The sequence below is a fragment of the Stagnihabitans sp. genome (genome assembly GCF_964946895.1).
This window is the reverse complement of sequence record NZ_CBBQHX010000015.1, coordinates 58,794-77,207: the sequence shown is the minus strand read 5'-3', so window position 1 is coordinate 77,207 and position 18,414 is coordinate 58,794. Positions and strand designations below refer to the sequence as shown.

The window sequence follows — 18,414 nt, the reverse complement described above, 5'->3', positions numbered from 1 at the left end:
GGGTCAGTCGAGGTGGAAAATCTCCGGCATTTCCGCCCACCATTCGCCGGGTTTGCGCGTCTCCAATGGCGCCTGACAGGGCATGCAGACCGCCCACCACTTCTGTGTGGTCGGGTCCGCCGCCATCTTCGCCATGTCGGCGGCATAGTTCGTGCCATGGTATTCGTAATAAGAGAACATCAGATTCTCTGGCTCTTTCAGATAGATCGAGTAGTTGCAGATGTTGCATTCCGTGATCATCCGCAGCACATCCGGCCAGACGGCCGCATGCAACCGGATATACTCCGCCTTCTTCTCGGGGTTGACCCCGACCACCATGCCGTAGCGCTGCATCCCGCTCTCCCTAATGCCGCCGCACCTTGCCAAACACGGCCGCGAGGGCAAACAAACCCGCCGCCGCCGTCACGATCGAAGGCCCTGCGGGGGTGTCCTGCCACAAGGACAGCGCCAGCCCGGCACAGCACGCCAACGCCCCGATGCCAGAGGCCAAGGCCGCCATCTGCTCGGGCCCCCGCGACAAGGCCCGCGCGGCCGCCGCCGGAATAACCAGCATGGCGGCAATCAGCAGGGCCCCCACCACCTTCAAGGCAACCGCCACCACCACGGCCAAGGCCAGCGTCAGGATCAGACGCTCGCGGTCGGGATTGATGCCGTCGGCCTGCGCCAGATCGGCATTCACCGTCGCAGTCAAAAGCCGATCCCACCGCCAGAACACCAGCCCCAGCACCGCCACCGCCCCGCCCCAGATATAGGCCAGATCGCCCGTGGTCACCGCCAGGATGTCCCCGAACAGATAGGCCTCCAGACTGGTGTGCACACCATGCACAAAGCTGATCGCGACCAACCCCAAAGCCAGTGCGCCATGCGACAGAACCCCCAGCGTGGTATCCACGGCCCAGCCCCTCGCGGCCAAAGTCGCCACGGTCACCGCCATCACAACCGCCACGGCCAAGGTTCCCAAGGGCACCGGCAGATCGGTCGCCAAAGCCAAGGCCACCCCAAGGATTGCGGCATGCGCCGTCGCATCCCCAAAATAGGCCATCCTGCGCCACAGAACAAAAGAGCCCAGCGGCCCCGTCGCAAGCGACACGCCAAACCCGGCCAGCCCGGCCCGGACCAGAAAATCATCCAGCATGGTTGTGGCCCTTGTGGTCAACATGGTGGTCATGATGATGGTCATGCACCGCATCATGGCTGTGGTCATGCCGATGCTGGTACAGCGCCAGCGCCCCTTGCGTGCCCAGACCGAACAGCGCCCGGTACTCCGGCGCCGCCGACACCACGCGAGGTGTGCCCTGACAGCAGATGTGGTGGTTGAGGCAGATCACCCGGTCACTGGCCGCCATGACCACATGCAGGTCATGGCTGACCATCAGCACCGCCGCGCCCGTGTCCTGCCGAACCTCCTCGATCAGCCGATAAAACGCCGCCTCGCCGGGTTGATCCAGGCCCTGCGTCGGCTCGTCCAGCACCAGCAGACCCGGTTGGCCCAACAGCGCCCGCGCCAGCATCACCCGCTGCAACTGCCCGCCCGACAGGCCGGACACCGGCTTCAGGCCGCTGGCCTCCATCCCCACGCGGTAGAGGGCCGCTTCCGCTTCGGCATTGCCAACCCTATGGGGCAGCGACAGAAACCGGCGCACCGACAAGGGCAGGCTCGGATCAATCGACAGCTTCTGCGGCACATAGCCAATCTTCAGGCCCGGCGCCCGCGTCACCCGGCCCGCATCCGGCGCCACCATCCCCAGCAAGGCCCGCAACAGGGTGCTTTTGCCAGACCCGTTCGGCCCCAGAATGGTGACGATCTCGCCAGGCTCTATCGCCATCGAGACGCCGCTCAGCACCTCGGCACCGCCCAGACGGACGGTCAAATCCTTGGCCGCAAGCAGCATCAGGCCACCCCCCGCACCGGCGCGACCCTGTCACCATCCGCCTCAGGCGCGGCCAGCGCGCAGCCCGGACAGAGCCCCATCGCCTCCACCGTCGCCCGCTCCACCGTGAAGCCCACGGCGGTTGCAGCCTCCGCCAAGGCGGCCCCCACGGCCCGCCCCGGCGCTTCGGCCACCGCATGACAGGCGCGGCAGATCAGGAAGACCGGGGCATGGACCTCGCCGGGATGCATGCAGGCGGTGAAGGCGTTCAGGCGGCGGATGCGATGTGCAAGCCCTTGTTCCTCAAGGAACTCCAGCGCGCGATAGGCGACAGGGGGTTGGTTGCCATAGCCCTCGGCCGCCAGCCGTTCCAAGACGTCATAGGCACCCAAGGCCCGATGGGCCTCCAGCAAGATCTGCAGCGTCCGCCGCCGGACGGGCGTCATTCGCCCGCCCCCTTCCGCCATCCGCGCCTCGGCCAGGGCCATCACGTCACCCGCGCAGCGCGTGTGGTCGTGCGGGGCGAAGGCAAGATCGGGCTGCGTACAGCCGGGGCAATCATGGGTCTGCATCGGGCACCCGCTTGACATGTTATGATATAACATCCTACAGAAGCCCCCGCCGCCGCGAAAGGTGCAAAATGCGTCTTCTCCTCGCCTTCCTGCTTCTGACCACCCCGGCCCTTGCCGAGGCTCCCAAGGTTGAAACCGACATCCCCCCGGTGGCGGCCCTTGTGGCACAGGTGATGGGCCCGCTGGGCAGCCCCGGCATGCTGCTGGACAAGGGCGGTGACGAGCATGACCTGCAACTGCGCCCCAGTCAGATGCGCGATCTGACCGCCGCGCAGCTGCTGATCTGGGTTGGCCCCGAACTGACCCCCGGTCTGGACGAAGCGCGCGCCTCGGTCGCCGGTCTGCAAAGTCTGGCACTGCTGGACGATGCGGCCACCCATCGGTTGGACTATGCAGACGGCGGCGTGAACCCGCATGCCTGGCTGGACCCGGCCAATGCCAGCGTCTGGCTGAGCCTGATTGCCGACCGTCTGGCCACGCTGGACCCGGCCGATGCTGCCGTCTACCGGGCCAATGCTGCGGCGGCGCAGGCGCAGATTGCCATGCTGCAGGCAAGTCTGTCCGTCAAACTCGCGCCGCTTCAGAAACCCTTCGTCACCCATCACGACGCCTACAGCTATTTCGCGGAAAGCTTCCACCTACCTTATCTGGGGGGGCTGGCCGCTGGCGATGCGGCGCCCCCCGGCGCGGCCCGCCTGTCCGAACTGCGTGCGAAGGTGGCCAGCGGCGCCATTGCCTGCGCCTTTCCCGAGGCGCAGCATGACCCCGCGCTGATCACCAACCTCGCCCAGGGTACGAACCTGTTCATCGGGCCGGCGCTGGATCCGGTGGGGTCGACGCTTGGCGCGGGCCCCGGGGCCTATGCCGCTTTGATGACAGACCTGACCGATGCGCTCTTGACCTGCGCCAATAGCCCTTGACCATGGGGGCGTCCTCGGCCACCAATTTTGGCGCAGGTCAGGGAGACGAAAATGCCAGATGCCACCATCACCACCTTCGGCACCACCGCGTCGGGGGTTGAGGTCAAGCGCATCACCCTGACCAGCGGCGATCTGTCGGCCTCGGTCATCACCAAGGGCGCCACGCTGCAATCGGTGCGGCTGAACGGGGTAAGTCACGACCTGACCCTGGGGTCTGACCTTCTGGCGGATTACGAGGGTAAGATGCGCCACCACGGCTCCCTCGTGGCGCCGGTGGTCAACCGTTTCACCGATGGCCGGGCGGTGATCGGCGGCAAGGCCTTTGCGTTTGAGAAAAATCAGGGTGGCATCCATACCCTGCATTGCGGTGCAGCGGGAACGCAGCACAAGATCTGGAATGTGGTCGAGGCGGATGCCAACAGCGTCACCTTGGCGCTGGACCTGCCCGATGGCGAGGGCAACTTTCCCGGCAGCCGTCCGGTGCAGGCCCGCTTTTCCGTCCATCCGGGCCATGTGCTGCGGCTGGAGGTGACGGCGACGACCGATGCGCTGACGCTGTTCAACGCCGCAAACCACAGCTACTGGAACATGGACGGCTCGGAAAACTGGGCGGGGCACAGCCTGCAGGTGGCGGCGGCAAGTTATCTGCCCACCACGGAAACCTTTGCGCCGACTGGAGAAATTGCCGATGTGACCGGCACCCAGATGGACTTCCGCCGGGGCCGCAAGATCACCCAGGCCGACACCGCGCTGGACCACAACTTCTGCCTGTCGGGGGGGCGGCAGGCGCTGCGGGATGTGTTGTGGCTGACCGGGGAAAAGGGGCTGACGATGACCATCGCCACGACCGAGCCCGGCATCCAGATCTATGACGGCCGCGCCGCAATACGCCCGGGCCGTGGCCCCTACGAGGGTCTGGCGATCGAGGCGCAGAACTGGCCGGACGCGCCGAACCATCCCGGCTTTCCGTCCATCGAACTGAAGCCGGGGGAGACGTACCGGCAGGTGACCGAATGGCGCTTCACAAAGTCCTGACGGTTTCGGCCAAGGGCTTGCGGGCGCTGGATTAATCGGCGGAGTTCGGGGCAAGGTCACGGTCGTGCCGGCGTCGTTTTTCCGTCATTTTTGCGTAACTACACGCGGCGCTACAGGACTTCGTTAACCTTGACGGGCCGAATCACCGGGCGGTTTTCACGCCACAGTGCAGGCCCAAAGGCGCATGGCGTGAAGAGCGCCGAACAGCGGTCTGTCAGGCCCGGACACCCCGCCGGAGCGTCGGGGCGCTGCGATGGGACGGCGCAGCGCCCGGTCTTTGGCTTAGGCGCCGAGGGTTTCGGCAAACAGCTCTTCCAGCCGGCGCCAATGCCGTTCAGCCCCGGTGGCGTCATAGACCGCGTGGTCGGGGACGCACCAGCCGTGCTGGCAGCCGACGAAATTCTCGATCATGTGGTTCAGTTCCGCTTCGCGCAGGGACTGGGCCAGTTTGGCAGATTGCTCAGGTGGGAAGCTGCGGTCGACCCCGGCCACGCCGACATAGACCCGGGCCTTGATCGATGCGGCACGGCTGTGCGGGCTGTCGGGCGCATCGGTGGCAAGGTTGCCGCCGTGCAGGCTGGCCACCGCCTTGATGCGGTCAGGATAAGCCGCCGCCGCGTTCAGCGCCCGGCCGCCGCCCATGCAATAGCCCACGGTGGCCACGGCGCCGGTGGCGCCCTCGGCCGCCAGCAGGTCAAGGAAAGACGCGGTGTCGCGCACCGTCATGTCCTGCGGCGTTGCCCCCATCAGGCCCATCAACTGGCCCCGGGTCACCTCATTGCCAAAGGCGGTCAGAGGGTCGAACGGCCCATAAGCCCCGGCGCGGTAGAACAAATCGGGCAAGACCACCACATGACCCAGCGCCGCCATCCGCGCCGCCATGCCCTGCATCGCCGGCCGTGGCCCGAAGGCGTCCATGTAAAGAATGACGCCCGTGGTCGAGGGCTTGTCGGGGTGAAACACCCAGACCGGGGCCGTCCCATCCGCCGTCACAACCTGCTTGATCTGCCCGCTCATGGTATCCTCCGCTGAAGCTGCCGGGTAGGTAGCCTGTCTGGCGGCACAATCAAAGGCTCAGCCGTCGAGGCCCGCGACACCTGCGCCGCGAAACCACTTCACAATCGCGTCACGCTCGGCCGGTTCGATGCCCGACAGGTTCGCGGGCGGCATGGCGTGGGTCAGGCCCGCCTGTTCGTAGATCCGCCGCGCCTCACGCGCGATGTCGGCGGGGGTTTCCAGAACGACACCCTTGGGGGCGTAGTTGATCCCGTCATAGGCCGGTTCACGGGCGTGGCACATCGAACAGCGGCCCTGGATGATGGTCACCACAGTGTCAAAACCGGTGGAGGAGGCATAGATCAGCGCGGGGCCTTGCAGCTTGGCATCCTCGGCCGGGTGAGACATCGTGGCGGTGGAGAGCCAGGCGATGATCAGGAACAAGACGCCGGTCACCGCCCATGTCCAGTGCGGGCTGCCCTTCTTGGCGTGGCGGGTGTTGAACCAGTGGCGGATGGTGACGCCCATCAGGAAGACCAGAGACGCGATGATCCAGTTGTATGGGGTCGCGAAGATCAGCGGGTAGTGGTTGGACAGCATCAGGAAGATGACCGGCAGCGTCAGGTAGTTGTTGTGGGTGGAGCGCTGCTTGGCGATCTTGCCGTATTTGGCATCCGGCGTGCGACCGGCCTTGAGATCCGCCACCACGATCCGCTGGTTAGGCATGATCACGAAAAACACGTTGCCCGACATGATTGAGGCGGTGAAGGCCCCCAGATGCAGCAGGGCGGCGCGGCCGCTGAAGACATGGACGTAGAAGTAGCTCATCGCCACCAGCACAAGGAACAGGGCCACCATCACCGCCGTCTGGTTGGCGTTGACGAAGACCTTGCAGATGGTGGTGTAGGCGACCCAGCCGAAGGCCAGCGAGGCGAGGGAGATGGCCACCGCCTGCCAGACCGTCAGGTCCATCACGGCAGGGTCGATCAGGAAGAACTGCGCGCCCATGTAGTAGACCAGCACCAGCATGGCAAAGCCCGACAGCCAGGTGGTGTAGCTTTCCCATTTGAACCAGATCAGATGGTCCGGCAGGGCTGCGGGGGCGACCAGATACTTCTGGATGTGATAAAAGCCGCCGCCATGGACCTGCCACTCTTCGCCATTGGCCCCCGGCGGCAGGGGCACATCGCGGCGCAGGCCAAGGTCAAGGGCGATGAAATAGAAGCTGGAGCCGATCCAGGCCATCGCCGTGATGACATGCAGCCAGCGCACGGCAATCATCACCCAATCCCACAGCACTACCCAGTCATACATCGCGGTTCCCTCGTGTTTTCAAGAACCTATACCGGGGCGCACTCTTCTGTTAATCCGTCAAATGCCGGATCACTTTCAACTTTGGCAAAAGAACCGGCGAAACCGCCCGAAGGACCGCCTGCCCCATGTCCTATGTCAACAATTTACGCATGTTCGTCAGGGTCTATGAACTGTCGTCAATGTCGGCGGCGGCGCGGGATCAGCGGACCTCGCCTGCCGTGGCCTCGGCGCGAATCTCGGAGCTGGAGAAGCATCTGGGGGTGCGGCTGTTCAACCGCACGACCCGCAGCCTGCAGCCGACGGAAAATGGCCGGATCTTCTTTGACGGCGCCAAGAAGGTGCTGGAGGCGATTGACGAGGCCGAGGCCTCGGTGATGGAAACCGCGCAGAACCCGCGGGGGGTGGTGTTCGTGGCGGCGCCTTTGGGCATCGGGCGGCGGTTCATCGCGCCGCATGTGCCGGCCTTCAAGGACCAGTACCCGGCGATTGACGTGCGCCTGCGCCTGTCGGACCGGGTGATCGACCTGACGGCCGAGGGGCTGGATGTGGCGTTTCATCTGGGCATTCTTGAGGATTCCACCCTCAAGGTGCGTCTGATCGCCGATTGCCCGCGGCTTTTGTGCGCGGCACCGGACTATATCGCCCGCCGGGGCATGCCCACCGACGGTGAGGCGCTGCTGCGCGACCGGCATGATTGCCTGAACCTGCGCTTTCCCGGGGCCAAGGAGTTCCAGTGGACCCTGCAAACCGCCGAGGGCCCGCGCCGCTATGAAATCACCGGGCCTTTCGAGTCCGATGATGGCGATGTGCTGACCGGCTGGGCGCTGGACGGGCGCGGCATCGTTCTGAAACCGGCTTTCGAGATTGCCGATCACCTGCGCAGCGGGCGGTTGGTTCCGGTCGCCACCGCCACCCCGCCGCTGCCAACGCAGCTGTCGCTGCTGAGCCAGCAGCGCAGCGCCAAGGACAGCAAGGTGCGCCTGTTCACCGATTTCATGGTGGCCCGGATCAAAGAGGCGATCAAACGCGCCTGAACGCCGCAGGGCATCGGGACAAAGCATTTCTTGCCAGACTCGGCCCCGCGGCCCTAGACTTGGGCATTGTTTCCGTATTTGCGCAGGTCCGCCATGTCGCGCCTTGTCCTTGCCGTTCTTGCCGTTCTGCTTGGGTCTTGCGGTGCCGCCCTGGCCAATTGCAACCCGCCGCCGCCCGGCATGTCCTTTGACCAGTGGAGCTATGTCTGCTCCAACGAGATCGACAATGCCTACCAGATCTATGGCGGTGGCATGGATTACGACTACTTTGTCGAAAGCCTGTACGGGCTTTACGTCAACCCGCCGCAGCAGGGTGGCTATTACAACGGCGGCGTCACACCGATGGCGGCCTGTTCCCCTGACGGGGCGACGCAGTGCAACTCGTCGGGCTGGCTTTACACCTGCACCAACGGCCAATGGCTGACCGGTTCGGTCAAGTGCGGCGGTTAGGGGTCAGCTGCCGCGATAGGTGGAATAGCCGAAGGCCGACAGCAGCAGCGGCACGTGGTAATGCGCGCCCTCGTCGCTGATGCCGAAGCGGATCGGCACCTGATCCAGAAACAGCGTCTCGCCCGCGACCTGCCCGGTGGCGCGCAGATAGTCGCCGGCACAGAACACCAGTTCATACCCGCCGGCGCGGTAGTCCTTGCCCTTGAGCAGCGGCGCATCGCTGCGGCCATCGGCATTGGTCACGGTTTGCGCGATCAGCGTGTGGCTGTTGCCCGTCACCCGGTACAGCATGATCTTCACCCCCGCCGCAGGCACGCCGCGCGCAGTATCCAGAACATGTGTGGTCAGCCAGCCATCCGCCATCATCGCCTCCATTTTCCGCAGCTTGCCGCAATCGGCGGACCGCCGCACCCCCATGCCGGGGCAAATCACTTTCCGGCTTTATTTGATACCGGACCCTGTCTATCCCGCATAGTCTGAGCCTGTCAGCCCAAGGTGTTCCATGCAACGTTACCCCCGAGATTTCCGTGGCCACGGCCAAACCCCGCCCGATGCCGCCTGGCCGGGTGGCGCGAAAGTCGCCATTTCGTTGGTCCTGAACTACGAAGAGGGCGGCGAGAACAACATCCTGCACGGCGATGGCCAGTCCGAGGCGTTCCTGTCCGACATCGCCGGGGCGGCCCCGTGGCCCGGTCAGCGCCATTGGAACATGGAATCAATCTATGATTACGGCGCCCGCGCCGGGTTCTGGCGGTTGCACCGGCTGTTTACCGGCATGGAGATTCCGGTGACGATCTATGGCGTCTCGACCGCCTTGGCGCGCAACCCCGAGCAGGTGGCGGCGATGAAGGCGGCGGGCTGGGAGATTGCCAGCCACGGGCTGAAATGGGTCGATCACCGCGACATGGCCCCGGAGGAGGAGCGTCGCCAGATCGCGGAATCGATCCGCCTGCATACCGAAGTGGTGGGGGAGCCGCCGCGCGGCTGGTACACCGGGCGCTGCTCGGTCAACACGGTGGATTTGACGGCAGAGACCGGGCAGTTCGACTGGATTTCCGACACCTATGACGACGATCTGCCCTATTGGCGCGAGGTGGGCGCGCGGGACCAACTGATCCTGCCCTACACGCTTGAAGCCAACGACATGCGCTTTGCCACCGCCCCGGGCTATATCGAGGGGGAGCAGTTCTTCACCTATCTGCGCGACACCTTCGACACGCTTTATGCCGAGGGCGAGGCGGGAAGCCCGAAGATGTTCTCGGTCGGCCTGCACTGCCGGCTGATCGGGCGGCCGGGCAAGATCGCGGGGCTGAAGCGCTTTCTGGATTATGCGCGCATGCACAAGGACGTCTGGTTCGCCCGCCGGATCGAGATTGCGCAGCATTGGGCCGCCCACCACCCGCACCAACGCATCGAACGCCCCAGCCAGATGAGCCGCGCGCGGTTCACAGCCCGGTTCGGCGGCATCTTCGAACACTCCCCCTGGATCGCCGAGCGCGCCTTTGATCTGGAGCTGGGGCCGGCCCATGACAGTGCGGCGGGTCTGCACAATGCGCTGGCGCGGATGTTCCGTTCGGCCAGCCCCGAGGCGCGGTTGGGCGTGTTGCAAGCCCACCCCGACCTTGCCGGCAAACTGGCAGCGGCGCGGCGCCTGACGCCGGAAAGCACGGCGGAACAGGCCAGTGCGGCGCTGGATGCCCTGACGGATGACGCGCGCGCCACCTTCCAGCGGCTGAACGCCGACTATGTCGCCAAACACGGCTTCCCCTTCATCATCGCGGTGCGCGACAACACCAAGGCCTCGATCCTCGCGGCATTCCAGACGCGCCTCGCCAACGACACCGCCACCGAATTCGCCACCGCCTGCGCCCAGGTGGAACGTATCGCCGCCCTCCGCTTGAAAGACATTTTGCCATGACCGGATATTTCGCCCCGACCGGCGGTCTGCCGCCGCAAACCGCGCTGATGACCCAGCGGGCCGTCTTCACCGACGCCTATGCCTTCATTCCCAAGGGCTGTTTTTCCGACATCGTGGTCAGCTATCTGCCCGGCTGGACCGGCACGCGGATGTGGCTGATCGCAAGGCCGCTGTCGGGCTTTGCCGAAACCTTCAGCCAATATGTGATGGAGGTGCAGCCCGGCCACGGCTCTGACGCGCCCGATGCCGAGGCGGGCGCGGAACACTGGCTGTTCGTCACGCATGGCGAGGCGACGATCACCATCAACGGTCAGGGCCACGATCTGTCCCCCGGCGGCTATGCCTTCCTGCCGGCGGGCGCCCGCTGGACCTTGCTGGCCGAGGGTGCCAGCCCGGCCCGCTTCCACTGGCTGCGCAAGCTGTACGAACCCGCCCCGGGCGTGGCCGCCCCCGAGGCTTTCGTGACCAACGAGCAGGACACGCCCATCCGCTGGATGCCCGACACGGGCGAGCGCTGGGGCACCACCCGTTTCGTTGACCCGACCGATCTGCGCCATGACGCCCATGTCAACATCGTGACCTTCCAGCCCGGCGGCGTGATCCCGTTCGAAGAAACCCATGTGATGGAACACGGGCTTTATGTCCTTGAAGGCAAGGCGGTCTACAAGCTGAACAAGGATTGGGTCGAGGTCGAGGCGGGCGACTTCATGTGGCTGCGCGCCTATTGCCCGCAGGCCTGCTATGCGGCCGGACCGGGGCCGTTCCGCTACCTGCTGTACAAGGACGTCAACCGCCATGCCAAATTGCGCGGCGTTCTGGGCCGGTAACTGGGGCCGCCACCATGGCCTTTGGCCTCTCCTGCCCCGCTGCAAGGTCGCGGCCGGATCACCCCGGCCGCCGCCCCCTTTCATACTTGTCCAAATATCCCACGGGGGTCCGGGGGTGTGAAACCCCCGGCGCCTGCCCAGAAAGACCCGCATGATCCTCCAGACCGAACCCCTCACTGCCGCGGCCTTCGCCCCGTTCGGCGACGTCCTTGACGCGACCGGCGACTTTCGCCTGATCAACGCCGGCCTTTGCCAACGTCACCACGACCGCGCCCGGATTGATACCGCGCCCGAGGTCAGCGCTGCGAACCGGCCCGGCATCTCGATCTTCAAGGCGGTGCCGCGCGCCCTGCCCTACAGCTTCGACCTGATCGAGCGTCACCCGGAGGGCAGCCAGGCCTTTATCCCGATGTCCGAGCATCCGTTCCTCGTCATCGTTTCGCAGGGGCCGCAGGCCACACCGCGCGCCTTCCTGACCAACGGGGCGCAGGGCATCAACCTGCATCGCGGCACCTGGCACGGCGTGCTGACCCCGCTGCAGGGCCCCGGCCTGTTCGCCGTGGTCGACCGCATCGGCCCCAGTGCCAATCTGGAGGAATACCGCTACCCGTCTGCCTTTACCGTCGCGGGGTAATGGCAGGCGGGGCCCAAGGCAGGCGTGCAATGCGTCCCTGTCACGGCAAGGTCTCCCACCGCAGGCCGCGCGCGGTGCCCTCGGCAAAGCCTGCGAAGTCTGCCGACAGATAGCGCCCCTGCGCCCCTTGCCCTTTCAGATGCACATCCAGAAAGGCCGTGATGGCATGTGCCGCGATGTTGTTCATCCGCACCGTATCCCAGACCTTGTCGGCATAATGCTCAAACGGCACGAAGGGCAGCCAATCGACCGCCGCCCAGCTTTCCTGCGGTGCCGGATAGGGCGCCGCCGCATTGTGGCCCGCCCCGTCGAAGGTCAAGAGATGACGGGTCACCCCGACCGCCTCGTCGAATATCTTCCGCATCCCCGTCGCATAGCCTGACACCTCGTCCAGGCTGCCCGCCAGAAGCAGCATCGGCACCGACAGGCCTGCCATCCCGGCGGCGTCCCAGACCCCATACTGCCGCCCCCAGGGCCCGATCGGCACGATTGCCTTCAGCCTGGGGTCCGCCTGTGCGGCCCGGTGCCGCGCCATCCAGGGCCCGCCGCCGCGCGGCATTGTCAGGGTCGCTTCGGCCACCGAGGCGCCTGCGGCCACCAATGCCCCATAGCCGCCCATCGAATAGCCGATGATCGCGTAAGCCTTGGCCGCCAGCGCCCCCGCCACGAAAGCCGTGTCCAAGGGCCGGTTCACCAGGGTCGAGGCGAAAGCTTGCCCGCCCAGAAAGGCCGGATCGCCATAGGTGCTTTCGGGATGATCAAGGCTGGCCACCAGATAGCCCTTGGAGGCAAGGGCCTCGCCCAGATGGCTCATCAGCATCCGGTTGCCGGGGTAACCGTGCGACAGGATCACCAGCGGGAAATCCCCGGACGCCTGCACTGCGTCCCGCGCGGCGCGGCCGTGCAGGGTGACCGGAGTCCGGCCATCGCGGCACAGCGTGCGATAGGTGCCACCGGGAACCGTATGCTCCACCGCCGGATACCACAGTTCCACCACCAGATGCCGGTCCGTGACGCCCTGCGACAGCACATCGGCCTGGTCCGGATTGACCAGCTTCAGCGTCTTGACGCCCACCGGATGCGGCCCGGGCCAGGCAAGCTCGGGCGCGTCGGGGCGGATCAGGTCGATGCGGTTATCATGCATGGTCAGGCTCTCCGGGGGTGGCAGAACCTTAGGCCACGCCGCGCCAAGATCCAGCCCGCACACGAAAAAGGGGTGGCCTTTCGGCCACCCCTTTCCAAAACCCTTTGCCGCTGGCCGAAGCCCGCAGCGAAAAGCTTATGCCAGCGCCAGATTGATCGCCGACTCGCGGCCATCACGGCCAGCTTCGATGTCGAAGGTCACGGCTTGGCCGTCAGCCAGTTGGCGGATGCCAGCGCGTTCCATGGCGGTAATGTGGACGAACACGTCCTTCTTGCCGCCTTCCGGAGCGATAAAGCCGAAACCTTTAGTTGCGTTGAACCATTTCACGGTGCCCTTGGCCATCGTGTGTACTCCTGTTTGTCTGCCATCCGCAGGAATGCGATGGCCCGGCGCAGTCACATCAAGATCGAAAGCTGCAGCCGTAGCCAGACAGGGTCGATAATTAGCGGTTCGCCTGATCCACATGCGCCTATTCCCCTTCAAAAGCAACCCCTGAGGGAAAAGAAAGCCCGGTCATCGCGGGCGCGCGGCCTTGACAGAGCCTACAAAACGCCGCCCCCATTGCGTCCAGCGCCCCCCACCCCTAGAGGCCAAGCCGCCATGCGACTGCTTTCCTACAACATCCAGTACGGTTCTGGCCGCGATGACCGCCATGATCTTTCGCGCGCCGCAGGTGTGGTGAAATCCGCCGATATCGCCGCCTTGCAAGAGGTGGACCGCCATTGGTCGCGCAGCGGCTTTCAGGATCAGCCCGCGCTTCTGGCCAAAATGCTGCCGGACCACCATATGGTCTTCGGTGCAGGCTTCGACATGGACGCCGCCACCCCCACCGACCGCAACCGCCGCCGCCAGTTCGGCCCGATGATTCTCTCGCGCTGGCCGATTGTCTGGAGCCGCACCCACCTGCTGCCGCTGCGCCGCATGCTGGACCCGATCAACACCCAGACCTGCGCGCTGGAGGCGGTGGTCGCCGCGCCCTGCGGCCCGTTGCGGGTGTTTTCCCTGCACCTTGCCCATGTCGGCGTCGAAGAGCGTCTGGCCCAGATCGACGTTCTGCGCACACTTCCCTACCAGTCCGGCCCGTGGAGCGGCACCGATGACGAGCCGTCCCGCAACTGGACCGAAAGCCAGCCCGAGCCGCCCTTTCCCACATCCACCATCTGGCTGGGCGATTTCAACATGGAGCCGGGCAGCGCGGAATATCTGCGCCTGACCGGTCAGGCGCCCTATCACCCCGGTGCCCGCTATGCCGACAGTCTGGTCGATGCCGTGGCCTTGACCGGCACCCGCCTGCACACGCATGAAAAGATCATCGCCGGGGAACGCCGCCTGCGCCAGCTGGACCACGCCTTTGTCAGCGCCGACCTTGCGCCCCGCGTCCAGCGCGCCTGGGCCGACACCGACGAAATCGCCTCTGACCATGTCCCGCTGTGGATCGAGCTTGGTTGACACTTGCGCCCCGCTTCGCCTTGATGGCGGCAAAAAGGGATCCCATGTCCACCACACTTGGCGCCAATCTGACCACCCCGCCGCCCGTGCTGGCGGCAGATGAGGCTTTGGCGCTGGTGATCCGGCATTGGGGTCTGACCGGCACGCTGTCGCCGCTGACCTCGGAGCGCGATCTGAACTTCCGGCTGAGCAGCGATCGGGGCCGGTATGTCGTGAAACTCGCCAACCCGGCAGAGCCTGCTGCGGTGACCCATTTCCAGACCCGGGCCCTGCGGCATCTGGAAGCTACGGCCCTGCCGGTGCCCCGCGTCGTCCGCACGGTGTCCGGCGCGACCGAGGTGCCGACGGACCATGGCCTTCTGCGCGTCTTGACCTATCTGGAGGGTCACCCCCTTCACCTTGCGCCGAAATCCCACGCCCAGCGCGCGGCCATCGGGCGCATGGCGGCGCGACTGTCGCTTGGCCTGCAAGGCTTCCACGACCCCGCCGGTGGCCAGGACCTGCAATGGGACATCCGCCACGCCGCCCGCCTGCGCCCCTTGCTGCCGCATGTGGCGGAAGACCTGCGGCCGCTGTGCGAGGCGACCCTGGATCAGTTCGAGACCAAGGTCCTGCCGCATCTGCCGGACTGCCGCTGGCAAGTCGTGCACAACGACCTCAACCCGCACAACCTGCTGACCGAGCCGGACAATCCTGATGCCATCGCCGGGGTGCTGGATTTCGGGGACATGGTGGAAACGCCGCTGGTCTGTGACATGGCGGTGGCCGCCAGCTATCAGGTCGACCCCGCCGCCCCCTTGGCAAGTCTGCAAGCCTTCGCGCAGGCCTATCACGCCACCCTGCCGCTGACCGCGCTGGAGCAGCGCCTGTTCCCGATGCTGACCGCGACGCGGATGCTGACCACCCTTGCCATCGCCTCGGCCCGCGCCGCCCGCTATCCTGACAACGCGCCCTATATCCTGCGCAATGTCCCCTCTGCGTCTGCCGGCCTGCGCGCCTTGCAGGGCGCCGACCTTTCCAACCTGTGGACCTGATGATGAAACGCGACGAGACGATGGTGAACGCCTATGTCCCCGGTCAGGGCAACTTGCCGCCCGAGGATCAGGCCCTGATCGCCCGCCGCCAGCGCCTGCTGGGGCCCGCGTACCGGCTGTTTTACGAAACCCCGGTGCATCTGGTCCGCGGCGAGGGCGTCTGGCTGTACGATGCCCAAGGCAAGGCCTATCTTGATTGCTACAACAACGTGGCGTCGTTGGGGCACTGCCACCCCCACGTCACCGCCGCCACCGCACGTCAGGCCACCACCTATGCCAGCCACACCCGGTATCTGAACGAGGTCGTGCTGGACTGCGCCGAGAAACTGCTGGGGCACTTTCCCCCCGAACTCTCTCAGGTCATGTTCACCTGCACCGGGTCCGAGGCGAACGACCTTGCCCTGCGCATCGCCTTCGCCCAGACCGGAGGCACCGGGGTGATCGTCACGCAGAACGCCTATCATGGCGTCACCCATGCGGTGGCGGGTTTCTCCCCTTCGCTTGGGACGGGAGTCAGCCTTGGCCAACATGTCCGCACCATCCCCGCCCCTGACCCCAGCAACCTGACCGGCGATCTGGGCCAAGCTTTCGCCGCCGAGGTGCAGAAGGCGATCGACGACCTCAAACGCCACGGCATCAAACCCGCCGTCCTGATTGTCGACACGGTCTTCTCCTCCGACGGCGTCTTCGCCGACCCGGCAGGCTTCCTCAAACCCGCCGTCGAAGCGATCCGCCAAGCCGGAGGCCTTTTCATCGCCGACGAGGTGCAGCCCGGCTTTGGCCGCACCGGCTCCCACTGGTGGGGGTTCCAGCGCCACGGCCTGATCCCCGACATGGTCTCCTTGGGCAAACCGATGGGCAACGGCTATCCGGTCGCAGCCTTGGTGCTGCGCCCCGAAGTGCTGGCCGAGTTCGGCGCGAAAGGCCGCTATTTCAACACCTTCGGCGGCAACGCCGTGGCCGCCGCCACCGCCATCGCGGTGATGGAGGTGATCGAGCGTGAAAACCTTCTGCACAACGCCACCAGGGTCGGCACCCACATGGCCGAAGGCCTGCGCGCCTTGGGCAAGCGCCATGAAACCCTGGGCCCTCTGCGCGCCACCGGCCTGTTCCTTGGTCAGGACATCCTTGAAAACGGCCAACCCTCCGCCAAAGAAGCCGCCCGCATCGTCAATGCCCTGCGCGACGCCGGGGTCCTGATCTCTGCCACCGGCCCCAAAGGCCATGTCCTGAAAATCCGCCCGCCGCTGGTGCTGAAGACGTCAGAGGCCGACATCTTCCTCAACAAGCTGGATCACGCGCTGACCCTCTGACCCCCTTCATTCAGGCGCAAATATCCCGGGGGTCAGGGGGCTGGCCCCCTGCCCTCCGCCGCCGCCCGCAAGGCCGCAATGTTGGCGCGATACTCCGCCGCCCCCCCACGGAACAGCGATGCCCCGGCCACCAGCACATCCGCCCCCGCCTCGACCAGACTGCGGGCATTCTCCAACGCCACCCCGCCGTCGATCTCAATATGGATGGGCCGCGCCCCCAGCATCGCCCGCAGCGCCCTGACCTTCGCAATCTGCCCCGGGATCAGCTTCTGCCCGCCGAACCCCGGGCTGACCGTCATCACCACGATCATGTCCACCGCATCCAGCAGTCCTGGCACCGGCTCGATCCCGGTCCCCGGATTGATCGCCAGCCCGGCCTTGCAGCCCAAGTCCCGCACCCGCTGCAAGGTCCGCAATATATGCGGCCCGCTTTCCAGATGCACCGTCATCCGGTCCACCCCGGCCTTGGCAAACCCCTCCAGAAAGCCATCGACCGGAGAGATCATCAGATGCACATCCATCACCCCCCGGATATGCGGCCGCAACGCCGCGCACATCCCCGGCCCGAAGGTCAGGTTCGGCACGAAATGCCCGTCCATCACATCCACATGCAGCCAATCGGCCCCCGCATCCTCCATTGCCCGACACTCCGCCCCCAGATCGGCAAAGTCGGCGGCGAGGATGGACGGTGCGATCTTGACCTGACGTGAAAAGCGCATGGCGTCCTCCGCTGACCCGACCGATGTGCCGGACCGGGGCCCGTCGGTCAATGCCCCGCCGCCCACGGCCACAGGCCCCCAGGTGGCAAATGTACCCCGACAAGGCTGATATTGCAGCGCCCTTCGCAATATGATCAAATTCCGGCAAAACCGGAGGGGAACCCATGCGCATCTTCATCAACGGCTTTGGCCGCATCGGTCGCTCGGTCCTGCGGGCCTGGGCGCAGACCCCCGCAGGGTGGCCGGGGCTGGACATCGCCGGCATCAACGACATCGCCGCCGCCGAGATGTGCGCCTACCTCTTCCAATATGACTCCGTCTTCGGCCCGTGGCGCGGCACGGTCTCCTTGGCCGAAGGCGCGCTGGTGGTCGATGGCCGCGCCATCCCCCTGCACCGCACGCCGGACATTTCGGCGCTGGACCTGTCAGGCGTCGATGTGGTGCTGGAATGCACTGGCCGCGCCGATGCGCTGGAGGTGGCCCAGCGCGGTCTGACCGCCGGGGCCCGGCGCATCCTCGTCTCCGGCCCCTCCAAGGCCGCCGACCTGACCGTGGTGCTTGGTGCGAACGAGGCCGCCCTTGGCGCGCAGCGCATCGTTTCGAACGCCAGTTGCACGACCAACGCGCTGGCCCCCTTGGTCCGGTTGCTGCATCAGAACTGGGGCGTGGTGACGGGAAGCATGACCACGATCCACTGCTACACCGGCAGCCAACCCACGACCGACGCCCCGGCGGCGGACTATGCCCGCAGCCGCGCCGCTGCCCTGTCGATGGTACCCACCACCACCTCGGCCCAGCGCCTGCTGGACACGGTCCTGCCCGAGATCGCTGGCCGCATCGAAGCCTCCGCCGTCCGCGTGCCGACAGCATCGGTGTCAGCGGTCGATCTGGCCGTGATGCTGGCCAATACCCCCACCGCAGCGCAAGTCAACGCCGCCCTCACCGCCGCAGGCGGCGTTATCGGCACCACCACCGCCCCCCTCGTCTCCTCTGACCTCCGTGCCCGCCCTGAAAGCGTCATCATGGCCCTGCCCGAAACCCGGGTGACCAAGGGCGGGATGCTGCGCGTCTTCGGCTGGTACGACAACGAATGGGGCTTTTCCAACCGCATGCTCGACGTCGCCTTCCGCATGGAGGGTGGGGTTCTCCCCTGCGCCCCGGTCGCGAACAAGCCGTAACCTCCC

Annotated in this window: 21 protein-coding genes; 11 read left to right on the top strand and 10 right to left on the bottom strand. The window is 66.0% G+C overall.

The features are described from left to right. Positions 1 to 3: 3 nt before the first annotated feature. Genes AC1Y2B_RS11850 through AC1Y2B_RS11835 form a run of 4 tightly spaced genes read right to left on the bottom strand, consistent with a single transcriptional unit; the run spans position 4 to position 2,443 of the window. Positions 4 to 333 (bottom strand): L-rhamnose mutarotase, encoded by a 330-nt coding sequence (locus AC1Y2B_RS11850; RefSeq protein WP_482253296.1) that lies wholly within the window; start codon positions 331 to 333, stop codon positions 4 to 6. Between the two features lie 10 nt (positions 334 to 343). Continuing rightward, a complete protein-coding gene (locus AC1Y2B_RS11845; protein ID WP_482253329.1) occupies positions 344 to 1,135 on the bottom strand; it encodes a metal ABC transporter permease in 792 nt (263 codons plus the stop codon). Next, the gene (locus tag AC1Y2B_RS11840; protein ID WP_482253328.1) at positions 1,125 to 1,895 is read right to left on the bottom strand and encodes an ATP-binding cassette domain-containing protein; all 771 of its coding nucleotides are present in this window, start codon (positions 1,893 to 1,895) and stop codon (positions 1,125 to 1,127) included. The genes AC1Y2B_RS11845 and AC1Y2B_RS11840 overlap by 11 nt, the downstream gene beginning before the upstream one ends. Next, positions 1,892 to 2,443 (bottom strand): Fur family transcriptional regulator, encoded by a 552-nt coding sequence (locus AC1Y2B_RS11835; RefSeq protein WP_482253295.1) that lies wholly within the window; start codon positions 2,441 to 2,443, stop codon positions 1,892 to 1,894. The genes AC1Y2B_RS11840 and AC1Y2B_RS11835 overlap by 4 nt, the downstream gene beginning before the upstream one ends. A 68-nt stretch (positions 2,444 to 2,511) precedes the next feature. Between AC1Y2B_RS11835 and AC1Y2B_RS11830 the strand changes: the two genes are divergently transcribed. Both AC1Y2B_RS11830 and AC1Y2B_RS11825 read left to right on the top strand, forming a co-directional pair. Continuing rightward, a complete protein-coding gene (locus AC1Y2B_RS11830; protein ID WP_482253294.1) occupies positions 2,512 to 3,363 on the top strand; it encodes a metal ABC transporter solute-binding protein, Zn/Mn family in 852 nt (283 codons plus the stop codon). Between the two features lie 51 nt (positions 3,364 to 3,414). After that, on the top strand, positions 3,415 to 4,398 hold the full coding sequence (locus AC1Y2B_RS11825) for an aldose epimerase family protein (protein ID WP_482253293.1): 984 nt from the start codon (positions 3,415 to 3,417) through the stop codon (positions 4,396 to 4,398). Between the two features lie 282 nt (positions 4,399 to 4,680). On the opposite strand, the gene AC1Y2B_RS11820 is transcribed toward AC1Y2B_RS11825, so the two are convergent. Then, complete coding sequence (locus AC1Y2B_RS11820) at positions 4,681 to 5,415, bottom strand: dienelactone hydrolase family protein (protein ID WP_482253292.1); 735 nt, start codon at positions 5,413 to 5,415, stop codon at positions 4,681 to 4,683. Between the two features lie 57 nt (positions 5,416 to 5,472). Beyond that, on the bottom strand, positions 5,473 to 6,708 hold the full coding sequence (locus AC1Y2B_RS11815; protein WP_482253291.1) for a urate hydroxylase PuuD: 1,236 nt from the start codon (positions 6,706 to 6,708) through the stop codon (positions 5,473 to 5,475). Between the two features lie 125 nt (positions 6,709 to 6,833). On the opposite strand from AC1Y2B_RS11815, the gene AC1Y2B_RS11810 reads away from it, so the two are divergent. Together AC1Y2B_RS11810 and AC1Y2B_RS11805 are read left to right on the top strand one after the other, a co-directional pair. Next, positions 6,834 to 7,742 carry a LysR family transcriptional regulator gene (locus AC1Y2B_RS11810; RefSeq protein ID WP_482253290.1) on the top strand — a complete coding sequence of 303 codons (909 nt, stop codon included), beginning with the start codon at positions 6,834 to 6,836 and terminating at the stop codon, positions 7,740 to 7,742. A gap of 93 nt (positions 7,743 to 7,835) precedes the next feature. Then, a complete protein-coding gene (locus tag AC1Y2B_RS11805) occupies positions 7,836 to 8,192 on the top strand; it encodes a hypothetical protein (protein ID WP_482253289.1) in 357 nt (118 codons plus the stop codon). A 3-nt stretch (positions 8,193 to 8,195) separates the two neighbouring features. On the opposite strand, the gene uraH is transcribed toward AC1Y2B_RS11805, so the two are convergent. After that, entirely contained in the window at positions 8,196 to 8,555 is a 360-nt protein-coding gene (gene uraH / locus AC1Y2B_RS11800; RefSeq protein ID WP_482253288.1) for a hydroxyisourate hydrolase, read from the bottom strand. A gap of 139 nt (positions 8,556 to 8,694) precedes the next feature. On the opposite strand from uraH, the gene puuE reads away from it, so the two are divergent. From puuE to AC1Y2B_RS11785, 3 genes are all read left to right on the top strand, one after another. Then, positions 8,695 to 10,110, top strand: a complete 1,416-nt coding sequence (gene puuE, locus AC1Y2B_RS11795; RefSeq protein ID WP_482253287.1) for an allantoinase PuuE — start codon at positions 8,695 to 8,697, stop codon at positions 10,108 to 10,110. Continuing rightward, positions 10,107 to 10,937, top strand: coding sequence for a bifunctional allantoicase/(S)-ureidoglycine aminohydrolase (locus tag AC1Y2B_RS11790; RefSeq protein WP_482253286.1), 831 nt, complete (start codon positions 10,107 to 10,109; stop codon positions 10,935 to 10,937). Before puuE ends, AC1Y2B_RS11790 begins: the two co-directional genes overlap by 4 nt. A 151-nt stretch (positions 10,938 to 11,088) precedes the next feature. Then, positions 11,089 to 11,571, top strand: a complete 483-nt coding sequence (locus AC1Y2B_RS11785) for an ureidoglycolate lyase (protein WP_482253285.1) — start codon at positions 11,089 to 11,091, stop codon at positions 11,569 to 11,571. 40 nt (positions 11,572 to 11,611) lie between these two features. Here AC1Y2B_RS11785 and AC1Y2B_RS11780 read toward each other — a convergent pair whose 3' ends face one another. Then, the gene (locus tag AC1Y2B_RS11780) at positions 11,612 to 12,715 is read right to left on the bottom strand and encodes an alpha/beta hydrolase family protein (protein ID WP_482253284.1); all 1,104 of its coding nucleotides are present in this window, start codon (positions 12,713 to 12,715) and stop codon (positions 11,612 to 11,614) included. Positions 12,716 to 12,850: 135 nt separating this feature from the next. Then, positions 12,851 to 13,057, bottom strand: coding sequence for a cold-shock protein (locus AC1Y2B_RS11775; RefSeq protein WP_477999107.1), 207 nt, complete (start codon positions 13,055 to 13,057; stop codon positions 12,851 to 12,853). 258 nt (positions 13,058 to 13,315) lie between these two features. On the opposite strand from AC1Y2B_RS11775, the gene AC1Y2B_RS11770 reads away from it, so the two are divergent. Genes AC1Y2B_RS11770 through AC1Y2B_RS11760 form a run of 3 tightly spaced genes read left to right on the top strand, consistent with a single transcriptional unit; the run spans position 13,316 to position 16,511 of the window. Continuing rightward, positions 13,316 to 14,164: an endonuclease/exonuclease/phosphatase family protein gene (locus AC1Y2B_RS11770; RefSeq protein WP_482253283.1), complete on the top strand. Its 849-nt coding sequence runs from the start codon at positions 13,316 to 13,318 to the stop codon at positions 14,162 to 14,164. Positions 14,165 to 14,208: 44 nt separating this feature from the next. Continuing rightward, a complete protein-coding gene (locus tag AC1Y2B_RS11765; RefSeq protein ID WP_482253282.1) occupies positions 14,209 to 15,198 on the top strand; it encodes a phosphotransferase in 990 nt (329 codons plus the stop codon). Between the two features lie 2 nt (positions 15,199 to 15,200). After that, complete coding sequence (locus AC1Y2B_RS11760; RefSeq protein ID WP_482253281.1) at positions 15,201 to 16,511, top strand: aspartate aminotransferase family protein; 1,311 nt, start codon at positions 15,201 to 15,203, stop codon at positions 16,509 to 16,511. A 32-nt stretch (positions 16,512 to 16,543) separates the two neighbouring features. Here the strand turns inward: AC1Y2B_RS11760 and rpe are convergent, their stop codons facing one another. Further along, positions 16,544 to 17,230: a ribulose-phosphate 3-epimerase gene (gene rpe / locus AC1Y2B_RS11755; protein ID WP_482253280.1), complete on the bottom strand. Its 687-nt coding sequence runs from the start codon at positions 17,228 to 17,230 to the stop codon at positions 16,544 to 16,546. A gap of 164 nt (positions 17,231 to 17,394) precedes the next feature. On the opposite strand from rpe, the gene AC1Y2B_RS11750 reads away from it, so the two are divergent. Next, on the top strand, positions 17,395 to 18,408 hold the full coding sequence (locus AC1Y2B_RS11750; RefSeq protein WP_482253279.1) for a type I glyceraldehyde-3-phosphate dehydrogenase: 1,014 nt from the start codon (positions 17,395 to 17,397) through the stop codon (positions 18,406 to 18,408). Positions 18,409 to 18,414 lie beyond the last annotated feature (6 nt).

Coding starts and splice junctions, on each gene's coding strand:
- AC1Y2B_RS11815 (WP_482253291.1), bottom strand. CDS start 6,708: ATGTATGACTGGGTAGTGCTGTGGGATTGGGTGATGATTGCCGTGCGC.
- AC1Y2B_RS11830 (WP_482253294.1), top strand. CDS start 2,512: ATGCGTCTTCTCCTCGCCTTCCTGCTTCTGACCACCCCGGCCCTTGCC.
- AC1Y2B_RS11780 (WP_482253284.1), bottom strand. CDS start 12,715: ATGCATGATAACCGCATCGACCTGATCCGCCCCGACGCGCCCGAGCTT.
- AC1Y2B_RS11770 (WP_482253283.1), top strand. CDS start 13,316: ATGCGACTGCTTTCCTACAACATCCAGTACGGTTCTGGCCGCGATGAC.
- rpe (WP_482253280.1), bottom strand. CDS start 17,230: ATGCGCTTTTCACGTCAGGTCAAGATCGCACCGTCCATCCTCGCCGCC.
- AC1Y2B_RS11820 (WP_482253292.1), bottom strand. CDS start 5,415: ATGAGCGGGCAGATCAAGCAGGTTGTGACGGCGGATGGGACGGCCCCG.
- AC1Y2B_RS11775 (WP_477999107.1), bottom strand. CDS start 13,057: ATGGCCAAGGGCACCGTGAAATGGTTCAACGCAACTAAAGGTTTCGGC.
- AC1Y2B_RS11760 (WP_482253281.1), top strand. CDS start 15,201: ATGAAACGCGACGAGACGATGGTGAACGCCTATGTCCCCGGTCAGGGC.
- AC1Y2B_RS11765 (WP_482253282.1), top strand. CDS start 14,209: ATGTCCACCACACTTGGCGCCAATCTGACCACCCCGCCGCCCGTGCTG.
- puuE (WP_482253287.1), top strand. CDS start 8,695: ATGCAACGTTACCCCCGAGATTTCCGTGGCCACGGCCAAACCCCGCCC.
- AC1Y2B_RS11790 (WP_482253286.1), top strand. CDS start 10,107: ATGACCGGATATTTCGCCCCGACCGGCGGTCTGCCGCCGCAAACCGCG.
- AC1Y2B_RS11835 (WP_482253295.1), bottom strand. CDS start 2,443: ATGCAGACCCATGATTGCCCCGGCTGTACGCAGCCCGATCTTGCCTTC.
- AC1Y2B_RS11845 (WP_482253329.1), bottom strand. CDS start 1,135: ATGCTGGATGATTTTCTGGTCCGGGCCGGGCTGGCCGGGTTTGGCGTG.
- AC1Y2B_RS11805 (WP_482253289.1), top strand. CDS start 7,836: ATGTCGCGCCTTGTCCTTGCCGTTCTTGCCGTTCTGCTTGGGTCTTGC.
- AC1Y2B_RS11810 (WP_482253290.1), top strand. CDS start 6,834: ATGTCCTATGTCAACAATTTACGCATGTTCGTCAGGGTCTATGAACTG.
- uraH (WP_482253288.1), bottom strand. CDS start 8,555: ATGGCGGATGGCTGGCTGACCACACATGTTCTGGATACTGCGCGCGGC.
- AC1Y2B_RS11750 (WP_482253279.1), top strand. CDS start 17,395: ATGCGCATCTTCATCAACGGCTTTGGCCGCATCGGTCGCTCGGTCCTG.
- AC1Y2B_RS11825 (WP_482253293.1), top strand. CDS start 3,415: ATGCCAGATGCCACCATCACCACCTTCGGCACCACCGCGTCGGGGGTT.
- AC1Y2B_RS11850 (WP_482253296.1), bottom strand. CDS start 333: ATGCAGCGCTACGGCATGGTGGTCGGGGTCAACCCCGAGAAGAAGGCG.
- AC1Y2B_RS11785 (WP_482253285.1), top strand. CDS start 11,089: ATGATCCTCCAGACCGAACCCCTCACTGCCGCGGCCTTCGCCCCGTTC.